20 protein-coding genes are annotated in these 18,014 nt (G+C 69.9%); 15 read left to right on the forward strand and 5 right to left on the reverse strand.

Annotation, left to right across the window (positions count from 1 at the left end):
- Positions 1-5: 5 nt before the first annotated feature.
- Positions 6-314 carry a hypothetical protein gene (locus ACIQF0_RS02360; protein ID WP_401023626.1) on the forward strand — a complete coding sequence of 103 codons (309 nt, stop codon included), beginning with the start codon at positions 6-8 and terminating at the stop codon, positions 312-314.
- 93 nt (positions 315-407) lie between these two features.
- On the opposite strand, the gene ACIQF0_RS02365 is transcribed toward ACIQF0_RS02360, so the two are convergent.
- Both ACIQF0_RS02365 and ACIQF0_RS02370 read right to left on the reverse strand, forming a co-directional pair.
- On the reverse strand, positions 408-1,220 hold the full coding sequence (locus ACIQF0_RS02365; protein WP_401023628.1) for a CHAP domain-containing protein: 813 nt from the start codon (positions 1,218-1,220) through the stop codon (positions 408-410).
- 45 nt (positions 1,221-1,265) lie between these two features.
- Positions 1,266-2,123 (reverse strand): peptidoglycan-binding protein, encoded by an 858-nt coding sequence (locus tag ACIQF0_RS02370; RefSeq protein ID WP_401027663.1) that lies wholly within the window; start codon positions 2,121-2,123, stop codon positions 1,266-1,268.
- Between the two features lie 241 nt (positions 2,124-2,364).
- On the opposite strand from ACIQF0_RS02370, the gene ACIQF0_RS02375 reads away from it, so the two are divergent.
- Positions 2,365-3,294, forward strand: a complete 930-nt coding sequence (locus tag ACIQF0_RS02375; protein WP_401023629.1) for a hypothetical protein — start codon at positions 2,365-2,367, stop codon at positions 3,292-3,294.
- Positions 3,295-3,331: 37 nt separating this feature from the next.
- Positions 3,332-3,901: a TetR/AcrR family transcriptional regulator gene (locus ACIQF0_RS02380; protein WP_401023630.1), complete on the forward strand. Its 570-nt coding sequence runs from the start codon at positions 3,332-3,334 to the stop codon at positions 3,899-3,901.
- On the opposite strand, the gene ACIQF0_RS02385 is transcribed toward ACIQF0_RS02380, so the two are convergent.
- Positions 3,898-4,809 carry a PDR/VanB family oxidoreductase gene (locus tag ACIQF0_RS02385; RefSeq protein ID WP_401023632.1) on the reverse strand — a complete coding sequence of 304 codons (912 nt, stop codon included), beginning with the start codon at positions 4,807-4,809 and terminating at the stop codon, positions 3,898-3,900. The genes ACIQF0_RS02380 and ACIQF0_RS02385 overlap by 4 nt on opposite strands.
- Positions 4,810-4,973: 164 nt before the next feature.
- Here ACIQF0_RS02385 and ACIQF0_RS02390 point away from each other — a divergent pair, with 164 nt between their 5' ends.
- From ACIQF0_RS02390 to ACIQF0_RS02405, 4 genes are read left to right on the forward strand one after another with little or no spacing between them, the layout of a single operon-like run.
- The gene (locus ACIQF0_RS02390; protein WP_360031042.1) at positions 4,974-5,354 is read left to right on the forward strand and encodes a hypothetical protein; all 381 of its coding nucleotides are present in this window, start codon (positions 4,974-4,976) and stop codon (positions 5,352-5,354) included.
- 4 nt (positions 5,355-5,358) lie between these two features.
- The gene (locus ACIQF0_RS02395; RefSeq protein WP_401023634.1) at positions 5,359-6,255 is read left to right on the forward strand and encodes a pyridoxamine 5'-phosphate oxidase family protein; all 897 of its coding nucleotides are present in this window, start codon (positions 5,359-5,361) and stop codon (positions 6,253-6,255) included.
- A gap of 14 nt (positions 6,256-6,269) precedes the next feature.
- Positions 6,270-7,457 (forward strand): trans-sulfuration enzyme family protein, encoded by a 1,188-nt coding sequence (locus ACIQF0_RS02400; RefSeq protein WP_401023636.1) that lies wholly within the window; start codon positions 6,270-6,272, stop codon positions 7,455-7,457.
- Entirely contained in the window at positions 7,454-8,179 is a 726-nt protein-coding gene (locus tag ACIQF0_RS02405) for a hypothetical protein (protein WP_401023638.1), read from the forward strand. Before ACIQF0_RS02400 ends, ACIQF0_RS02405 begins: the two co-directional genes overlap by 4 nt.
- A 3-nt stretch (positions 8,180-8,182) precedes the next feature.
- Here ACIQF0_RS02405 and ACIQF0_RS02410 read toward each other — a convergent pair whose 3' ends face one another.
- Positions 8,183-8,800, reverse strand: a complete 618-nt coding sequence (locus tag ACIQF0_RS02410) for a TetR/AcrR family transcriptional regulator (protein WP_401023640.1) — start codon at positions 8,798-8,800, stop codon at positions 8,183-8,185.
- Between the two features lie 66 nt (positions 8,801-8,866).
- On the opposite strand from ACIQF0_RS02410, the gene ACIQF0_RS02415 reads away from it, so the two are divergent.
- Positions 8,867-10,927, forward strand: a complete 2,061-nt coding sequence (locus tag ACIQF0_RS02415; protein WP_401023641.1) for a 2Fe-2S iron-sulfur cluster-binding protein — start codon at positions 8,867-8,869, stop codon at positions 10,925-10,927.
- Here the strand turns inward: ACIQF0_RS02415 and ACIQF0_RS02420 are convergent.
- Positions 10,917-11,888 carry a helix-turn-helix transcriptional regulator gene (locus ACIQF0_RS02420; RefSeq protein WP_401023643.1) on the reverse strand — a complete coding sequence of 324 codons (972 nt, stop codon included), beginning with the start codon at positions 11,886-11,888 and terminating at the stop codon, positions 10,917-10,919. The two genes, ACIQF0_RS02415 and ACIQF0_RS02420, sit on opposite strands and share 11 nt — an antisense overlap.
- A 62-nt stretch (positions 11,889-11,950) precedes the next feature.
- Here ACIQF0_RS02420 and ACIQF0_RS02425 point away from each other — a divergent pair, with 62 nt between their 5' ends.
- The 7 genes from ACIQF0_RS02425 to ACIQF0_RS02455 all read left to right on the forward strand — a co-directional run bounded on the left by ACIQF0_RS02425 (position 11,951) and on the right by ACIQF0_RS02455 (position 18,001).
- Positions 11,951-12,412, forward strand: coding sequence for a VOC family protein (locus tag ACIQF0_RS02425; RefSeq protein WP_401023645.1), 462 nt, complete (start codon positions 11,951-11,953; stop codon positions 12,410-12,412).
- 173 nt (positions 12,413-12,585) lie between these two features.
- A complete protein-coding gene (locus ACIQF0_RS02430) occupies positions 12,586-13,596 on the forward strand; it encodes a beta-ketoacyl-ACP synthase III (RefSeq protein ID WP_401023647.1) in 1,011 nt (336 codons plus the stop codon).
- Between the two features lie 208 nt (positions 13,597-13,804).
- Positions 13,805-14,050 carry an acyl carrier protein gene (locus ACIQF0_RS02435; RefSeq protein ID WP_401023649.1) on the forward strand — a complete coding sequence of 82 codons (246 nt, stop codon included), beginning with the start codon at positions 13,805-13,807 and terminating at the stop codon, positions 14,048-14,050.
- Positions 14,047-15,270, forward strand: a complete 1,224-nt coding sequence (locus ACIQF0_RS02440; protein ID WP_401023650.1) for a beta-ketoacyl-[acyl-carrier-protein] synthase family protein — start codon at positions 14,047-14,049, stop codon at positions 15,268-15,270. Before ACIQF0_RS02435 ends, ACIQF0_RS02440 begins: the two co-directional genes overlap by 4 nt.
- Positions 15,271-15,294: 24 nt before the next feature.
- A complete protein-coding gene (locus ACIQF0_RS02445; protein ID WP_401023652.1) occupies positions 15,295-16,284 on the forward strand; it encodes a 3-oxoacyl-ACP synthase III family protein in 990 nt (329 codons plus the stop codon).
- A complete protein-coding gene (locus tag ACIQF0_RS02450; protein ID WP_401023653.1) occupies positions 16,278-16,820 on the forward strand; it encodes a carboxymuconolactone decarboxylase family protein in 543 nt (180 codons plus the stop codon). The genes ACIQF0_RS02445 and ACIQF0_RS02450 overlap by 7 nt, the downstream gene beginning before the upstream one ends.
- Entirely contained in the window at positions 16,817-18,001 is a 1,185-nt protein-coding gene (locus tag ACIQF0_RS02455; protein ID WP_401023655.1) for a cytochrome P450, read from the forward strand. The genes ACIQF0_RS02450 and ACIQF0_RS02455 overlap by 4 nt, the downstream gene beginning before the upstream one ends.
- Positions 18,002-18,014: the final 13 nt, after the last annotated feature.

The raw sequence follows: 18,014 nt of genomic DNA on the forward strand, positions 1-18,014 counted from the left end.
CACTGGTGCCCCGCCGGAAGAAGAAGCTCGACCATTCGCCGCTCTCGGATGAGGTGAGCAAGCTCAAGGCGGTACTCGTGTCCATGGGCGTCGACCTCGACCTGCCGTACCCGGACGAGTGGCACCAGCACACACCGGACGACGCTTCCCCGGAATTCGTGGCGGGCGCGGCCTTCGCCGTCAGGTTCCTGCAGGAACGTCTGGCGCTGGAACAGAAGAGGTTCGAGCTCACGCAGCCACGCCCGAAGGCATACCTGCGAGAGGATCCGTTCCAGAGCGACCTCAAAGCCACGCGGCCGGTCATCGGACTGTGAGCGCTGGCTGCCTGCCTGGAGTGCGCCTGGTCCCTTGGGCGAACTCGAGGTGCCGGTAGGGACTACCGGCACCTCGAGGTGATCACTGGCCGGTCAGAAGTGGAGCATCCACTGGAAGTCCGCCTGGGCGTTGCTCACGTGGACGTTCTTGCGGGTGCCGTAGGCGAGCGGGTTGTTCCAGTTGTATTCCTCGACGTCGAACGAGCCGTCGGAGTGGACCGCGTTGACGTAGGCGACGTGACCGACCCTGTGCACGTCGTTGACGGCGATGGCGCCGACCTTCGGGGTCTTGTTGACCGTGACGCCGACGCGGCGGGCTGCGTCGTCCCAGGTGCCGGCGTTGCCCCAGGTGGTGCCGCCGTAGGAGTTGCTGAAGCTGGGGACGCCGAGCCTGCTGGCGATCCGGTAGGCCGCGAAGGCGGTGCAGTTGTTCTGGGCGAACCCGCGGGGGCGGCCGTCGTAGTCGTTCGTGGGGCTTTCTGAACCGCCGCCTCCGGTGAGGAACTTGTGGCTGGCGTTGTTGTTCTTGAGCGTGGCGTTGAGGTTGCCGGTCGCGCCGGGGGCGAAGTCCTGGCTCGCTCCGCCGTAGCCGCTGTTGAAGTAGACCCGCACCGTGTGGCTGGTGCGGTTGCGCACTGATGCCGCGTTGTTCTTCACGCACACGCCTTGGCCGGCGCCGGCGCCCTTGAACTCGTAGCAGGACGGCTGAGTGGCGCCGAGGTCGCTGATCGAGCCGGTGAAGTCGGAGATCGAGCCGGCCTGGTTGCTGTTGTAGTAGTAACAGAACTCGCCGCTGTCGCAGTCCCCGTCGCGGCTCGCGGCGAACGCGGGGGAGGCGGCCATGAGAGGTGCGACCAGGGCCAGTGCGGTCCCGGCGACGGCGAGCATCGCGCGTGCGATTTTCACGGGTTTACCTTTTCGAGAAGTGTCGATGATCGGGGTGGCTTCTGGTCAGTTCGCGCGCTGGTAGTCCTCCCAGGTCTTGATCGGGATCCGGGGGCCGTCGTCGGGGAGGTGGTTGGCGAGGCCGTTGAAGCCGAGGTAGTAGTCACCGACCTGGTTCTGGGCCTGGGTGGCCTGGTCGGTGTCGTTGATCGCCACGGCGTGGATGTGCCACGGCCAGTTGCCCTGGGACGGGCTGCGGACCCAGGCGGCGAAGCCGACCTGGCGCAGCGCACGGGCGACCGCGGTGCGGGTGGCGGCGGACATGCCGTCGACGTTGATGTCCACGACGCCGCCGCCGTCGTGGGTGCCGGCGGAGGTCGGGTCGCCGCCGGGGTTGTAGGAGCCCTGGTCCAGCACGAGACGACGTCCCAGCAGACGTTCGGTCTCGGTGAGCATCGCCTGGGTGCGGGTGTTGACGACGTAGCCGTCACGCTGAACCTTCGAACCCGGCTTGATCACGTGGGAGACGGTGAACCGGCTCTGCCCGAGCGTGGCCAGTGAACTCGGGCCGGGCAGCCCGTTCGCGGCCAGGCCGGTGTATCCGAGCGAACGCTGGTAGGCCGCGTACGCCTTGATGGTCGTGGTTCCGAAGTAGCCGTCGACCCACTGGGCGTCCAGCAGATTGCGTGCCTGGAGGGCCCGCTCGACGGCCAGCACGGAATCCTTGGCGCCCGGGGTCAGCGTGTCGTCGGCGCGCCGGGGATCGATCTGGGCGGCCAGGACGGTGGCTTCCATGTTGACGACGGGCAGCGCGGCCGCGGTCCCGGCCTGGGACGGCGCGGCTGAAGCCTGCGTCGCGCTCAACGTCAGGCAGCCCAGGACAGCGAAGGTCGCCAGCGCCGCGGTGGCGCCCTGGGGCTTCATCTTTGTCTTCATGCGGTGTTCTTCCGTTCGGTAGAGCCTGGCCACGGTCTCGGTCCAGCGCCGGGAGCCGTGTACGTGAGGACGGCGCGAGTGCAGTGCCTTTGGGCAAGGCTGGGACATGGCGCTGACAAAGCTCTGACACGGCTGTGCGGCACCTGACGGACTGCTGACGAGGCTCGCCGCGAGCACCGAGCCGCAGACTGCCGTGCTGCGGAAAGTCGCTGGTCCTAAGCTGCGTCGCATGGTCGATGACGACGCTGTCGCCGGACGCAGGTTCAAGGTCACCGCCCAGTTCGAGGTGGACGTGGCGGACCCGGCGGCGTTGGAGCGGGCGGCGCTGGCGTACATCGACGGAATGGTGTTCGCGCTGGACGAGGACTCCGAGCAGGCGCAGGAACAACTGCGTGCCGCTGAACGAGACGACGTCGCGGGGGACTCGGCCGCCGCGCTGTCGCTCCTCCTCGACCTGGACGCCGTGGTGGACGTCGAGGGTGTCGAGGTCGGTGATGCGGAGTACTCGGTCGAGGCGAACGGCCACCTGCGGCCGGCGTCGCCTGACTTCGCCGTGTTGTTCGAGGTGTGTGCGTGCGGGCGGCCGTCGTGCGGGCGGTGTGCCGGCTTTCAGGTGACGTCGCGCACGGCGGCCGTGTTGTGGCGCATGGCGGGGCTGCTCGCCGATCACGCCTACGACGACGTGGCCGAGTACGGCGATGACCCGGTGACGACGACCGTGCAGTGGTCGGTGTTCGACGAGTTCCCGCGGATCACGTGGCGGCAGAACGCGATCTGGCGTCGTCAGGCCGCGCGGTCGTTCGACGATCTCGCCGAGGACCTGGCGGCGGGGCGGGTGCCGCAACCGTCCTGTGTGGCCGAAGAGATGGCGCTGCATCTCATGCTGAGCTGCGCGGCCGAGGATGGCGGGGCGTTGCTGGAGAACGACTTCAGCACGCTTGCGGCGCACACCGACGATCTCGACTGGGAACTGCTGAGGGAAGTCCTGTTTCAGGACAACGACATTCTCGAGCTGTTCGATCCCAGCCGGGACGGCATCGAGGACCCCGACGACGAGCAGAACCGGGACCTGCGGATGGGCGACTACACCGCACCCGCGTGGTTCACGCCCTTCGACGGCCTGCCGGCACGTGATCCTCGCCGGCCGTTCCGCCGCTGAGCCCTCTATTTGACCGAAGGTTCGGTAATGTGGAGGGATGGCACGACCTCCTCTGATCGGCGAAGCCGACCTGATCGACCTCCTCATGGCGGTGTTTCGCGAGAAGGGGTTCGACGGGACCTCCATCGGCGACCTGTCGACGGCCTCCGGGCTGCGGCGGGCGAGCCTCTACCACCGGTTTCCCAACGGCAAGGAGGAGATGGCGGAGGCCGTCCTGAACGAGGTCGGGCAGCGGTTCCTGTGGATCCTGCAGCCGATGCGGGAGGACGAGGACGTCGCCAGGGGGATGGGGGAGACGGCGACCAGGCTCGCCGACTTCTACGGCGCGGGGGCGTTGTCCTGCGTGCTCGACACGATGACGCTGGCCGGGGCGCCGGAGAAGATCCGGGAGCAGGCGCGCTCGCTCGCGCGGACGTGGATCGACGTGATGGCCGAGGCGTCGCAACGGGCCGGGCGCAAGCCTGACGACGCGGTGCACGCCGCCAAGGACGCTTTCCTGCGCATCGAGGGTGCCTTGGTGCTGGGGCGGGTGATGGGGGACCACGAGGCGTTCGCCGAGAGCATCGCGCTCATGCCGTCCCTCCTGTTGCCTGACCTGGAGAACTAGAGGTCGAGCACCAGCCTCGGGCACCGGGACCGCGACACGCAGATCATCATCGTGTCCGGCGACTTCTCGTGGTCGAGGTAGTCGTCGCGGTGGTCCGGGGTTCCTTCCAGCACGCGTGTCTCGCAGGTGCCGCAGAAACCCTGCGTGCACGAGTAGTCCGCCTCGACGCCCGCCTTCAGCAGGGCGTCGAGCACCGAGACCCCGTCCTCGACCCTGACGTCCACTTCGGACCGTGCGCAGCGCACGTCGAAGCCCGTGCTTCCGTCGGTCGGCGAGCTTTCCGCGACGAACCGCTCGACGTGCAGCGTGCCGGGTTCCCAGGTGCCGCAGGCTTCTCGCACCGCCTCGATCATCGGCTCGGGGCCGCAGCAGTACACGGCCGTTCCGCTGGTGGGCGTACCCAGTACCTCGGGGATCGGAACGCGGCCGCCGGGGACGAGGTGAACGCGGTCGCCGTACCCGGCTAGATCATCCACAAAGGACATGGATCTGCTTCTGCCGCTGTACCAGAGGGTCCAGGGGACGCCGGACCGTTCCGCCTCGGCGATCATCGGCAGGATCGGCGTGATGCCCACCCCGCCCGCGATGAAGACGTAGCCGTCAGCGGGGACGAGTTCGAAGAGGTTTCGAGGGGTGCCTACCGTCACCGTGGCGCCTTCCGCGGCTGGGGAGTGGAGCCACGCCGAACCGCCTCGCGACGTTCGCTCGCGCAGGACCGCGATGCGCCAACGCGACCGGTCCGCGGGGTCGCCGCACAGCGAGTACTGGCGCGTGAGCCCGGTCGGGAGGGCCACGTCGACGTGGGCGCCCGGTCGCCAGGGCGGCAGGTCCTGCCCGTCGGCCGCCACGAGGGTCAGCGCGATCACGTCCGCGGCCACCGCTGTCCGCGCGGAGATGGTGACGTCCATCCCGATTCCTCCTGGGTAGCAGTCCTCGAATTGAGTTACCGAACGTACGGTCAAAAACTGCGGAAGTGAAGCCGAGCGACCAGTGGGCGTGGTCACCTTGAAGTTTACCGATCGTTCGGTAACTATGGTTCGCGTTGGCCTTCCGAACCGCGAGGAGCAAGTCCATGAGCAGCAAGACCGCCGTTGTGGTGCTGTCCGACCCGTCGACCGGCACCGAGGAGGCACTGGGCCGCGTCTTCAACGCGCTCGCCGCCGCGTGGGAGTTCGCGCAGGGCGGCGAGGCCCTGGTGCTCTTCCAGGGCGCGGGCACCCGCTGGCCGGCCGTGCTGGCGGACGCGGCGCACCCCGCGCACGAGCTGTACACCGCGGTGAAGAAGCAGGTCGCGACGGTGGCGTCCGGCGGCTGCGCGGTCGTCTTCGGTGCGACCGAGGGCGTGGAGGCCGAGGGCATCAAGCAGGTCAGCCAGAACCAGGCACCCGGTACCAACGGTGTCGGCAGCATCGGGGAACTGGTGCGGTCCGGCTACCAGGTCCTGACCTTCTGACGCCGTGACGAACCTCGTCGACCGGCTCGCCTTCCACCCCGGCGAGCTCGAAGCGCAACGGGTGGCCGGAACCTCCGAGCTGGCGGCGAGGGTCCGGCCGATCATCTCGGACGCCATCCCGCGCGGAGCGTTCGACTTCCTGACGCGCCAGCAGATGCTGGTGCTGGGTGCCCAGGACCGCGACGGACGGCCGTGGGCCACGAACCTGGTAGGCCCTGAAGGGTTTCTGTCCGCGCTCGACTCGCACACGTTGCGCGCCAACGCGACCGTCGTGCCGACAGACCCGCTGGCCGGCGTCCTGCGGGACGAGGCGGACGTGGGCACGCTCGCCATCGACCTGGTGATGCGCAAGAGGTTGCGGATCAACGGCCGGTGGCGGCCCGTGGCCGGGGGCGGTGAGATCGACGTGCACCAGGCGTTCGGCAACTGCCCCAAGTACATCCAGGCCCGCGTGATGACGGAGGAGCCCGACGGTTTTCACCCCGTGGCACGGTGGAGCGAGGCACTCGACACGGCCCAGTCGGTCCTGGTGTCGTCCGCCGACACGTTCTTCATCGCGACCGCGGCCGCCGGTGGTGCCGACGTCTCGCACCGCGGCGGCAACCCGGGGTTCGTCAAGGTCGTCTCGCCCACTGAGCTGACCTGGCCGGACTACGTGGGCAACGCGATGATGATGACCGCCGGCAACCTCGGCCTGAACCCCTTGGCGGGCCTGCTCTTCCCGGACTGGCGGTCCGGGGCGACCCTCCAGCTCACGGGAACGGCGGAGGTGCGCCGGTCCGGCGACGAGAGCGGGCCCGCCAACGGACAGGAGACGGTGTTCCGGATCGCCGAAGCCGTCTGGACCGAGAACGCCTTCCCCGGCGGCTGGACGGAACCGGTCTACTCCCGCTTCAACTGACCTGGACGGTGACGATGAGCGATCGCTCCCATCTGACGACCCGCGCCGCACGGGCGGGCATCCACGGCGAAAGCGGCCCGCTGGTCCCCGCGTTGCACCAGACGACGGTGCACAGCTACCCGGATCTGGCTTCGCTGCACCGAGTTCTCGACGGCGAGGACAGCGGGAACGCCTACTACCGCTTCGGCCACTACAACGGCCACGTCCTCGAACGGGCGGTGGCGGACCTGGAGAGTGCGGCCGAGGCGGTCACCACGGCGTCCGGTATGGCCGCGCTCACCGCCACGGTGCTCGCACTGGCCGAGGCGGGCGATCACGTCGTCGCCGACCGCAATGCCTATGGCGGCACCAGAAGCCTGCTCGAAACCGATCTTCCGCGGCTCGGCATCCGGACGACCTTCGTGGACGCCGCGGATCTCGCCGAGGTCGGCCGCGCGCTCACGCCGCAGACGCGCCTCCTGCTCGTCGAGGCCCTGACCAACCCGACGCTGCGGGTCCCCGACCTGCCCGCGCTGGTGGCGCTCGCCGGGCGCACCGGAACCACCGTCGCCGTCGACGCGACGTTCGCCACGCCCGCCCTGTTCCGGCCGCTCGAGCACGGCGCAGACCTGGTGTGGCACAGCATCCCCAAGTACCTGGGCGGTCACTCGGCGGCGATGGGCGGCATCGTCGCGGGCGCAACCGGCCTGATCAGCCGGATCCGGCAGTCCGTCGTCCACCTGGGCGCGACGCAGGCCCCGTTCGACGCCTGGATGGCCCTGCTCGGCCTGAAGACGCTGCCGCTCCGGATGCGGGCGCACACCCGTGGCGCGACGGCCGTCGCCGAGTTCCTCGCGACGCATCCGGCGATCACGCGCGTGCACCACCCATCGCGACCTGACCATCCGCACACCGGCATCGCCGCGCGGCTCTACCCCGACGGCACCGGCGGCATGCTCTCCTTCGAACTCGCGGGCGGCCGTCCCGCCGTGGACGAGCTCGTCCACCGCCTCAGGCCGTCGATCCCGCTGTCCGGAAGCCTCGCCGACGTCGCGACGACGCTCGTCCACCCCGCCACGACCACGCACCGGTCCCTGCCGCCGGACGAACTCGAGGCGCTCGGCATCACGGACGGACTCGTGCGACTGTCAGTGGGCATCGAGGAACCGTCCGACCTCATCGCCGAACTCGGCGCCGCACTGACGACAGGAGAAAGTTCATGAGCGGCAACGCTGACGTCAACTTCTACTTCGACCCGATCTGCCCGTTCGCGTGGATGACGAGCAAGTGGGTCAGGCTCGTCCAGGCGCAGCGCGGCTACACCGTCGACTGGCGGTTCATCTCACTGCGCCTGATCAACTCGCACCTCGACTACGACAGCCACTTCCCCGCGGAGTACGAGGCCCAGCACACGGCGGGCCTGCGGCTGCTGCGGGTGGCGTCGGCCGTGCGGGAGAAGCACGGCCGTGAGGCGGTCGGCCCGCTCTACGCCGCGTTCGGCGCCCGGATCCTCGAAACCGGTCCCGACGAGGCGCGAATCCCCGGCTGGCAGGGCACTCCCGCTCTCGCCGCCGCCGCGCTCACCGAGGCCGGTCTGCCGGCTTCGCTCGCCGGCGCTCTCGACGACACGGCCCGCGACGCCGAGATCCAGGCCGAGTCCGACGAGGCGTTGTCGTTGACGGGCAAGGACGTGGGCACACCGATCATCCACTTCGAACCGCCGCACGGCGTCGCGTTCTTCGGACCGGTGATCAGCCGGATGCCCGACGAGCAGCAGGCCGCCGAGCTGTGGGACCACGTCGTCGGCCTCGCCCGGTTCCCCGGCTTCGCCGAGCTCAAGCGCAGCCTGCGCGAGCAACCGCAGTTGCCGTCGTTCGGCGTCACGACGCAGCAGACCGGGAAGGTCGAGGACTGGCACGCCGGGAGCCGCAGGCTGAAGAAGTAGCCGCTAGTCGCCGCGCAGGTAGCGGGTGACCATGTGCACGAGCTCGTTCTCGAACGTCTCGACCGGGGTCGTCTGCGGGGACGCGGCGAACCGGTGGGTGTTGAGCTCCACGGTGAACACGATGAGGTCGACCGCGGTGTCCAGGTCGTGCACCCGGACGTCGGGGTGGCGGGCGAACAGGTCGCGGACCTGGGCGACGCGCTGGGCGCCGTGGCGGGTGATCGAGTCGCGCAGCTCCTGCGAGTACTGGCCTTCCTCGACCATGATCCGGAGCAGCTGGGGGTCGTCGCGGTGGTTGTCGATCGCGTCGCGGACCAGGGCCCGCACGACCGGTTCCAGGGTTCCCGGTGCCAGGTCGAGGTTCTCGGTTCCCGTCCACGTGCCGCGGTCCACGTGGCGCACCAGCAGTTCGGCCAGGATCGCGTCCTTGTTGGGGAAGTACTGGTACAGCGAACCGATCGAGACGCGGGCCCGTTCGGCGATGCGGTTGGTGGTGCCCGCGGCGTAGCCGTGCTCGGCGAAAACGTGAGCAGCCGCGGTCAGGATGCGGTCCCTGGTGAGTTCCGCCCGGACCTGGCGAGGCTTCCGACGTGGGTCGATGTCGCGGTGGGCCGACGGCATGACGGTCTCCTCGTTGGGCGGCAAAAGCGAGTATTCAAGACATGAGCAAAAGCTCATAATAGTGGTATGAGCTGGGAAAACAAGCTGGAAGACGGTCATCTGCTCACAACAGTGGACGAGGTCGAGTCGGTGGTCGGGCGGCCCGCGTCGCTGATCATGTTGAAGCAGCTCAAGGCGCTCGACGAGGGATGCGTGGAGGTGCTGTCCCGCAGTCCCGTCGCGGGCTTCGGGTACCGGGACGCGGAGGGCGCGACCACGACGGTCGTCGGCGGTAGGCCTGGTTTCGCGCGGGTGCAGTCGCCGACGCGGATCTCCTTTCCGGTGAACGGGTCCGTCGCCGACGGGCCGGCGTCGCTGGTCTTCCTGCTGCCGGGCGTGGGGGAGACGTTGCGGGTCAACGGGGTCGCGCGCCGTGGCGCCGAGGTGATCTTCGACGTCGAGGAGGTGTACGTGCACTGCGCTCAGGCCGTCCTGCGGTCCGGGCTGTGGCAACCGCCCGCACCGGCGGGGCCGGCACCTGAGATCGCCGACGGTCCGCTCGCTCAGGCCGGTGTCGCGGACTTCCTCGTGGCCGCACCGTTCCTGGTGCTGTCCACATGGGACTCATCGGGTGGGAGTGACACCAGTCCCCGCGGCGACAAGGGATCGGTCGTGCGGATCGTGGACGGCCGCACGCTTCTGCTGGCGGACCGCAAGGGCAACAAGCGCGCCGACTCGTTGCACAACCTGCTGCAGGACGACCGGCTCTCGTTCGCCGCGCTGGTTCCGGGACGGACCGGTGTGCTGCAGGTCCGCGGCCGGGGAAGGATCACCGTCGATCCCGTGCACCTGGAACCGTTGGCGCTGCACGGAACGCCGCCGCACGCCGCGATACTCGTCGACGTCGAGTCCGCCGAGCTGGTCGTGAGCGACGCTGTGGCGCGGGCCCGGTTGTGGACCGCGGACGTCGACCGCGACGTGCCGGACCTCATGGCGCTGGCGGGCCGCCATCTGGCCGCCAACACCGGCAGCAGAATGCTCCGGATCATGCGACTGATCCCGGAGAAGTGGCTGCGGGCGGTCATGAACCTGGCCTACCGCTCGGGCCTGCGCAAGGAAGGCTACGAGATCGCGAGCCTCCGGCCCCGTGCCGCCGCGGAGGACCCGTTGCGGGAGGTGCGCGTCGCCGAGGTGCGCCGCGAGACGCCGAGCGCGGTCACGGTGGCGCTGGAGGACGGCAAGCCGTTCGACTTCAGGCCCGGCCAGTTCTTCACGCTGGTGGCCGACGTCGGCGGCCGTCAGGTGCGCAGGCCCTACTCGGCGTCGTCGGCGCCCGGCTCGTCGCGGTTGGAGATCACGGTCAAGCAGGTCGGGCGGTTCTCGACCCACGTCCACGGTCTCGCGGCCGGCGACCGGCTGTTCGTGCGTGGCCCGTCGGGTGCGTTCCACCTGCCAGAGGACTCCAGTGCCGGCGTGGTGCTGATCGCGGCGGGCAGCGGTGTGACGCCGATGATGAGCATGATCCGCACACTCCTCAGCGCACCCGGCACGGGCCGAATCGCGCTCCTGTACAGCAATCGCGATGTCGAGGAGACCATCTTCGACGCCGAGCTGGCCACGCTGGGAGAGCAGCATCCCGGCCGTCTCTCGGTGACGCACGTGCTGACGTCCCGGGACGGACGCCTGGACGCTGCCGGTGTGCAGGCATGGGTCACTGCCCTTGCGTTGCCCAAGGCCAGGTTCTACCTCTGCGGCCCGGAAGCGCTGATGGTCACCGTCCGGCAGGCGCTGACCGAACTGAGCGTTCCTGACGAGCACGTTCTCGTCGAGCGGTACGCCAGCGGGCCGTCGGCGGCCGTTGTTTCCGATACACCGCAACGGATGCGGGTCGAGGACGGCGGGCGACCCGTGGGCGCCGCGGTGGTCGAGCCCGGGCAGACCCTGCTCGACGCGGGGCTCGCGGCCGGTCTGCCGATGCCCTACTCCTGCACGGTCGGCAGTTGCGGCGAGTGCGTGGTGAAACTGCTGGGTGGCAGGGTCTCGCAGCAGGAGCCCAACTGCCTGACCGCGCAACAGAAGTCCGCCGGGCAGGTGCTCGCCTGCACCAGCACGCCGCTGTCCGAGGTCACCGTGGACGTCAAGGGCTGACCGCGGCCCTGGCGGCCCGGCGGGACAGGTCCGCGAACGCGTCGCGCAGGGCGGGCGGTCCGATCACCTCGACGTCGGCGTCGAAACGGGCCAGCTTCGCGGCGAGCGCGGCCCACGACCACGCGCCGGTCACCAGCCTGGTCCGGGTGCCGTCTTCCTCGGCCGTGTCGCCGCCGGCGAACGGGGCCACGTCGGCGAGCGGCAGGTCGAGGATCACCTCACCGCGGCAGGGCCAGGCGTTGGTGTCGGAGCCCTTGAACCGGGCGGACAGGAACTCGGCGACGTCACCTCCCGGCACCTCGCGCGGCCGGAAGCGCGGGCCGTTGGGGGTGCGGAGCGTCATGCGGTCGGCGCGGTACGTCCGCCAGTCCTCGCGCTCCGGACTCCATCCGACCAGGTACCAGCGGCCCGCCCGGACCACGAGGTGGTGCGGCTGGACCCGGCGCGGCGGTTCAGGGGTGCTCGGGCGGCCAGGAGCGTCGTAGTCGAACCGCAGCTCCTCGCAGGCGCGGACGGCCGTGCTCAGGGCGACCAGCAGCTCGGTGTCCACCTGGGGGCCGCGCCCGGCCGGTTCGACCTCCAGCGCGTCGATGCGCTGCCGCAGGCGGGACGGCAGGACCTGGCGGACGGTGGCCAGCGCCCGTGCGGCGGCCTCCTCGATGCCCGCGCCGGTGCCGACGGCGATCCGCAGCGCCACGGCGAGCGCGACGGCCTGGTCCTCGTCGAACAGCAGGGGCGGCACCTGACTGCCCGCTTCGAGGCGGTACCCGCCGTCGGGGCCCTTCACCGCGTGCACGAGGTAACCGAGCTCACGCAGCCGGTCGACGTCGCGGCGGACCGTGCGTTCGCTCACACCCAGGCGCTCCGCCAGCAGACCGCCCGGCCAGTCGCGGCGGACCTGCAGCATGGACAGCAACGACAGCAGGCGACCGGACGTGGTCGTCGAGGCGGCGATCGGCATGGGTTCAGCCTCGCACAAGTAGCGGACGTTCCCTGTCCGCTACTGCTGACAGAGTCCCTCTCATGTCACTCAACGCAGTTACCCACCTGAACTTCCGCGGCCAGGCCAGGGAGGCGCTGGAGTTCTACCGCTCGGTGTTCGGCGGGCAGATCACCGTCATCACGTACGCCGACTTCGGCATGCCCGCCGAGGTGCCCGGCGCCAAGAACGTGGTGTTCGGCGAGGTCGTCGCCGAGAACGGCTTCCGCGTCATGGCCTACGACGTGCCCGGATCCGGCGAGCCGGTCGCGCCCGGCGAGCCCACCACCCGCCGGGTGAACGGCACCACGGTCACCGAGGAGCCGTTCTTCCTGTCCGTGCGCGGTGAGAGCGTCGACGAGGTCGCCCCGGTCTGGGCAGGGCTCGCCGAGGGCGCCACGGTGATCGAGGAGTTCGGCCCCGCGCAGTGGGCGCCCGCCTTCGGGATGCTGGCCGACCGGTTCGGCGTGACCTGGATCGTCGACGTCGCGGTGGCCCACGTCTGAGGCCAGCGGGGGGCGGATTCACCCTCCGCCCCCTCGGTCTTCCTGGACCGGTCCAGGAAGCTGAAATCCTTTCAACGGAACAACTCCGTCTCGTAGATGGGAAAGGGCGTCGTGCTCCCGCCCTGTACGTTCAGTCTCATCCCCCTTTGAGGCTGTGAGAAAGAGGACGCACGGTGAGTGAGCACACGCATCGCCCGGTACCGGTGCTGGAGGCCGTGGCCGGAATCGTGCCGCCACGGGTCGTGTCCAATGAGGACCTTCCGGCGCACTGGGACACGAACGATGTCTGGGTTCGCCGCCGGACGGGGATCGGCACACGGCACTGGGTCGACGAGGGCACGTCGACGGGGGATCTCGCGCTGGCCGCGGCGCGGGCGGTGCTGGCGAAGAGTCCTGCCGGTGACGTGGACGCCGTGGTGGTGGCCACGTCGACGCCGGACCACCCGATGCCCGGGATGGCTCCGGTGCTGGCCACGCGGCTGGGGCTGGGCGGGGTGGCGGCCTTCGACGTGTCCGCGGTCTGCACCGGCTTCGTGTACGGGCTGGCCACGGCCAGCGGGATGATCGCGGCCGGTATCGCGCGGCGGGTGTTGCTCGTGGCGGCGGACGTCTACTCGACGCTGATCTCGCCGGACGACCGCGGTGCCGGTGTGGTGTTCGGGGACGGTGCCGGCGCGGTGATCCTGCGCGCGGGCGAGTCCGGCGAGCCGGGCGAGGTGCTGGGGTTCGACCTCGGCAGCGACGGCGCGGGTCATGACCTCATCACCGTGCCCGGCGGAGGTGCGCGCGGACGGGCGGAACCGGGGCGGTACGGGCCCGCGGACGGTCATTTCCACATGAGCGGACGCGAGGTTTTCCAGCACGCTGTCACTCGAATGACTGAATCTTCCCTTGCTGCACTGAAGAACGTGGGCTGGACCACGTCGGAAATCGACCGCGTCGTCGCCCATCAGGCCAACGCCAGGATCCTCTCCCTGGTGGGTCAGCGACTGTCCATTTCGGACGAGAAGGTGCTCGGCAACATCAGTCGCGTGGGCAACACCGGTGCCGCCTCCATCCCGCTCGCGCTGGCCGACGCCGTGGCTCGCGACGAGATCCACGCGGGAGAGAAGGTGCTGCTCACCGCGTTCGGCGGCGGGTTCACCTGGGGGTCGGCCACCCTCGTGTGGCCCGAGGTCGTTTAATTCCGTTCGACCCGCGTTCAGTCCACATGGGACAGTCGCTCCGGCGATGACTCTTTGGGGTGCAAGGAATCCGGAACGGGTGCGTATCAGAAGCCCGGAGGACCCCGTTCGACCCAGGGCCTCGGACCAAGATCACTTAGGTACGCTCCCGCACCGTGGCCGCCGAGCGGTCAAGACATCCCCCACTGCTGAACGCGGGAGTTCCACCATGTCCTCGAACGCTGCCCTGATCACGATGCTGACGGACAAGTTCCACGTGCCGGCCCAGGACATCACCCCCGACTCGACCCTCGACGACCTCGACATCGACTCGCTGGCGCTGGCGGAGCTCTCGCTCACGCTGCAGGACCAGCTCGGCGTGAAGATCGAGGAGCACGAGGCCACCAAGGACACGACGGTGGCCGAGCTCACGGCCACGATCGACGCCAGGCTCGACGCGGCACCGGCGCTGTGACAACGGGTTCTCCCGCGATCGCCGTCACCGGACTGGGGATGATCACCCCGGCCGGGGACGGGTGTCCGGCGACCTGGGCCGGGGTGCGCGGTGGTGTCTCCACCGCCGCGACCGACACCCAGCTGAAGGGAATGCCGGTCGACTTCTCCTGCCGGGTACCGGATTCCGCCGACCCGGCGCCGCGGATCGGCCGCAAGTCGTGGCGCATGCCGAGGTTCGCGCAACTGGCTGTCGTGGCCGCGCGCGAAGCCGTCGCCGACGCCGGTCTCGACCCCGCGACCTGGGACGGCGCCAGGGTCGCCGTCGTCATCGGGTCGGGGCTCGCCGGGGTCTCGCACCTCGAGGAACAGACCCTCCGGCTGCATCAGGCAGGCCCGGAAAGGGTTTCCGCGATGCTGGTGCCGCAGCTCATCTCCAACATGGCAGCGGGTGAGGTATCTCTGGACCTCGGTGCGCGCGGACCGTCGCTCGCGACGGAGACGGCCTGTGCTTCCGGTGCCACGGCGATCGCGGTGGCCAGGGACCTGTTGCGGTCCGGAACGTGCGACATCGCCATCGCGGGCGGCACGGACACCGCGGTCACGCCGGTGATCACGACCGGCTTCCACCAGCTGGGTGCGTTGTCCCGCAGGGTGGACGAGCCGTCCGCGGCGTCCCGGCCGTTCGCCGCGGACCGCGACGGGTTCGTCATCGCCGAAGGTGCCGCGGTGCTCGTGCTGGAACGAGCGGAGGACGCCCAGGCACGGGGTCGTCGCGGGCACGCGGTGCTCGGCGGCGCCGGGATGACCTCGGACGCCTTCCACCCCACCGCTCCCGCTCCCGACGGCAGGGGCGCCGAAGCCGCATTGCGTGCGGCACTGGCGGATGCGGGTCTCACCGCGTCCGACGTCGATCACGTCAACGCGCACGGCACGTCGACGCCGAAGAACGACGCGGCCGAGGCCTCCGTCATCGAACGGGTCCTGCCGCACGGCCCGAGCGTCACCTCCGCCAAGGGCGTGCTCGGGCACACCCTCGGTGCGGCCGGGGCGATCGAGGCCGCGCTCACCGTGCTGAGCATCCGCGACGGTGTCGCGCCGCCGATCGCCAACCTCGTCGCGCCGGAGTTCGGCATCGACTGCGTCACCGGTACCGAGCGTCTACAAAGGATCCAGGCGGCCGCGAGCCACTCGTTCGGCTTCGGCGGGCACAACGTCGTCCTCGTCTTCCACGCCATCTGATCCTGCGAAATCCCTGGAAGAGCCATGTACAGCGCGATCGCGCACGCCGCCGTCCACATCCCGGCCGGCCGGCAGACGGTGTCCGACGCCGAGGACAGGTTCCGGGCGGACAACCCCGGAATCTCGATGTCCCGAGGCGTGCTGCACCACATGTACGGCCTGCTCGAACGCACCGTGGCCGACGCGGAGGACCAGCCGTCCGACCTCGCGGTCCGCGCCGCGCGGACGGTGCTGGACCAGCACGGCACGGCCCCGGCCGACGTCGATCTGCTGATCTACACCGGAATTCTCGCCGACATGGAGGAACCGGCCACCGCGCACGTGGTCGCCGAGAAGCTCGGCCTTAGCGCACCGGTCTTCGACCTCAAGAACGCGTGCAACGGTGTCCTCAACGGGATCGAGGTCGCCGACGCGTTCATCCGCGCCGGGCAGTACCGGCGGGTGCTCGTCGTGTCGGCCGAGGTGAGCACGCGGGAAACCCGCCGCACGCTGGAGAACCCGAAGGACGTGCTGGTCGCGTTGCCGAGTCTGAGCACCGGTGACATGGGCTCCGCCGTGCTGGTGGAGGCCAGGGAACGGCCAGGAGTCCTCGGGTCCCGGTTCTTCGCGAACTCGTGGGGCTGGGAGGCGGCGACGTTGCCCAACCCGTACGCGAACAACCGCGTCCTGGGGCACCTGCGGATCGACTCGGCGAAGCTGGTGGCGTCGTTCGACGGCATGGCGGACCGCATCGAGCGGGCCATGACGGAGATCGGCGTCAAGCCGGGCGATCTCGACTTCGCCTGCGTCCACCAGCCCTCGGTGGCCTTCACCAGGCTCGCCTGCGAGTGGGCAGGGGTGACGGCGGACCAGATCATCCCGACCTTCGCCGCGCACGGCAACGTCGCCACGAACACCATCCCGTTGCAGCTGGCGATGGCACTGGAGACCGGCAGGCTCCAGAGCGGTGACCTGGTCGGCCTGTTCGGGTACGCCAGCGGAGCCAGCGTCGGTGTGATGGTGTGCGAATGGTGAACGCGCGCCTGGCGCCCGTGCCGCAATCGCAGTGGCCCCAACCACTTCAGGCCGTGCTGGAGAACTCCAGCGCGGACGGCTCGGGCCGGGAGAACCTGTTCGGCACGCTCGCGCACCATCCGCAGCTGGCCTACGCGTGGCTCGGGCTTGCGAAACTGCTCACGCACAACGGTTTGTTGCCCGCACGGACGCGGGAACTGGTCGTGCTGCGCACTTCGCACCGCCACGGTTCCGCGTTCGTCTGGGCCAGGCACGAGCAGCACGCTCGCGAGAAAGGCCTGAGCCAGGCCGAGATCGCGGCCATCAGCGTTCCCGGCACTCATCCGTGGTCTGCCGAGGACCAGGCCGTGCTGACCGCGGTGGACGAGCTGGTCGATCGGGCGGACCTGTCCGACGACAGCTGGCACCGCTTGTCCGCGCTGCTCGACGAACCCCAGATCATCGAACTGCTGATGGTCGTCGGCCAGTGCGTGACGGTCGGCATGACCCTGCGCACCCTGCGAACCCCGTTGCAAGCAAAGGAAACGTCATCGTGACGACCGCACTCGCCACCACGCTGCCGGGCACCTACGGCAGTTGCCCGTTCGACCCGCCGCCGGCCTACGAGCGCGCCGCCGAGGCGGGCTCGATCACCAGGGCGGTGCTGCCGGACGGGTCGCCGTGCTGGCTGGTGACCGGCTACCACGAGGTGCGGACGGTCCTCGCCGACCAGCGGTTCAGCGCGGACGCCCGCACGCCGGGTTTCCCGTTCCTCTCGCCCACGCAACGGAAACTGGCCACCGCGAAGCCGAGCTTCATCAGGATGGACGACCCGGAGCACGCCCGGCTGCGCAGGATGGTCAGCCGGGACTTCCTGGTGAAGCGCGTCGAGGCGATGCGCCCCGACATCCAGCGGATCGTCGACGACGCCGTCGACGGGATGATCGACCGCGGCGCGCCCGCCGACCTGGTGGGCGACTTCGCCCAGCCGATCCCGTCGCTGGTGATCTGCCTGATGCTCGGCGTGCCGTTCGCCGACCACGGCTACTTCCAGGGCCTCAGCGCCACGTTGCTGGACAACACGATCAGCGACGAGCAGGCCACGGCGACGCACGTCGAGCTGATGACGTACCTGGCGGGCCTCGCCGAACGCAAGCGTGCCGAGCCGGGCGACGACATCCTGAGCAGGCTCGTGGAGCGCGACGACCTCAGTCCTGCCGAGGTCGCGTCGATGGGGTTCATGCTCCTGGTCACCGGCCACGAGACCACGGCCAACCAGACCGCCATGGCCGTGCGCGCGCTGCTCGCCAACCCGGAACAGCTCACGCGTTTCCAGGCCGGCCCGGAGGCCGCGGTCGAGGAACTCCTGCGCTACCTCACCCTCGTCCACACCGGTCTCGGCCGGGCGGCCACGGAGGACGTCGAGATCGGCGGCGTCCTCGTCCGCGCGGGGGAGGGCCTGATCTGCATGATCTCCACCGCGAACCGCGACGAGGAGCAGTTCGGCACCGACGCGTGCGAGCTCGACGTGACGCGCGATGCCAAGCGGCACATGGCGTTCGGCCACGGCACGCACCTGTGCCTCGGCCAGGCGCTGGCCCGCGTCGAGCTGCGGATCGCGCTGGAGACGCTGTTCCGCCGCATGCCGGGCCTGCGGCTCGCCGTCGCCGAGGAAGACCTCGTCTACACCGCCGACAAGATCGTCTACGGACTGAGGTCGCTGCCCGTCACGTGGTGAGTGCATCGCTGCT

This window comes from Lentzea sp. NPDC092896, assembly GCF_044754905.1.
GTDB lineage: Bacteria > Actinomycetota > Actinomycetes > Mycobacteriales > Pseudonocardiaceae > Lentzea.

Bases quoted from the DNA above. Each gene is read 5' to 3' on its own strand.
- ACIQF0_RS02370 (WP_401027663.1), bottom strand. From the start codon at position 2,123: ATGAAGCCCCAGGGCGCCACCGCGGCGCTGGCGACCTTCGCTGTCCTG.
- ACIQF0_RS02375 (WP_401023629.1), top strand. From the start codon at position 2,365: ATGGTCGATGACGACGCTGTCGCCGGACGCAGGTTCAAGGTCACCGCC.
- ACIQF0_RS02380 (WP_401023630.1), top strand. From the start codon at position 3,332: ATGGCACGACCTCCTCTGATCGGCGAAGCCGACCTGATCGACCTCCTC.
- ACIQF0_RS02385 (WP_401023632.1), bottom strand. From the start codon at position 4,809: ATGGACGTCACCATCTCCGCGCGGACAGCGGTGGCCGCGGACGTGATC.
- ACIQF0_RS02390 (WP_360031042.1), top strand. From the start codon at position 4,974: ATGAGCAGCAAGACCGCCGTTGTGGTGCTGTCCGACCCGTCGACCGGC.
- ACIQF0_RS02400 (WP_401023636.1), top strand. From the start codon at position 6,270: ATGAGCGATCGCTCCCATCTGACGACCCGCGCCGCACGGGCGGGCATC.
- ACIQF0_RS02405 (WP_401023638.1), top strand. From the start codon at position 7,454: ATGAGCGGCAACGCTGACGTCAACTTCTACTTCGACCCGATCTGCCCG.
- ACIQF0_RS02410 (WP_401023640.1), bottom strand. From the start codon at position 8,800: ATGCCGTCGGCCCACCGCGACATCGACCCACGTCGGAAGCCTCGCCAG.
- ACIQF0_RS02415 (WP_401023641.1), top strand. From the start codon at position 8,867: ATGAGCTGGGAAAACAAGCTGGAAGACGGTCATCTGCTCACAACAGTG.
- ACIQF0_RS02420 (WP_401023643.1), bottom strand. From the start codon at position 11,888: ATGCCGATCGCCGCCTCGACGACCACGTCCGGTCGCCTGCTGTCGTTG.
- ACIQF0_RS02425 (WP_401023645.1), top strand. From the start codon at position 11,951: ATGTCACTCAACGCAGTTACCCACCTGAACTTCCGCGGCCAGGCCAGG.
- ACIQF0_RS02435 (WP_401023649.1), top strand. From the start codon at position 13,805: ATGTCCTCGAACGCTGCCCTGATCACGATGCTGACGGACAAGTTCCAC.
- ACIQF0_RS02445 (WP_401023652.1), top strand. From the start codon at position 15,295: ATGTACAGCGCGATCGCGCACGCCGCCGTCCACATCCCGGCCGGCCGG.
- ACIQF0_RS02450 (WP_401023653.1), top strand. From the start codon at position 16,278: ATGGTGAACGCGCGCCTGGCGCCCGTGCCGCAATCGCAGTGGCCCCAA.